Here is a 483-nt window from a genome sequence, read left to right as displayed (position 1 = left end):
CAGAAAGCCTTTGGAGAACAGGAAGACCTCCAGTGCACTGTCGAATGCGGGGTCGCGGCTGACGATCGCCTGCAGGTCGCAGCAGGCCGTCTCGGCCAGCGCAGGCAGCTGGTGGTGCAGCCCGGCGAAGCGATCGGTCAGGGTGTGGCTCTGTTCGATGCTGTCGGCCAGGGCATGGCCGATGCGGTGGGCGAGCGCGCCACCGAAGTCCGGCTGATCGAGGATGGTCTGGCGGACGATCGTGGTCAGGGTCGGCTCGGTGTCCAGGGCACGTTGCGCCTGTGCGCGCAGCTCGTTCCACAGGTCGCTGACGGAAAGGTTCGACATGGCAGTTCCTTGAGGGTCGATGACGGGTTGGCCATTGCCTGAACTGTAGCAGCCTGAACAGGCCGTCGGCCGGCGCGTCTCGTATCGTATCGGGTCGCGCTCATCGGCTATCCTGTCGGCCTTCGCTGCCGACTCTCCAACGGCAGGCCTGTCGGA

1 protein-coding gene is annotated in these 483 nt (G+C 65.6%); it reads right to left on the bottom strand.

What is annotated here, in order from left to right; genetic code table 11:
• A partial coding sequence (locus ACU8YC_RS26615) for a serine O-acetyltransferase (RefSeq protein WP_446896207.1) occupies positions 1-327 on the bottom strand: 327 nt, incomplete at its 3' end.
• Positions 328-483: the final 156 nt, after the last annotated feature.

The organism is Citrobacter sp. VF227, from assembly GCF_052950715.1.
The sequence above is the reverse complement of the archived record's forward strand: the minus strand, read 5'-3'. Positions and strand labels throughout refer to the sequence as shown.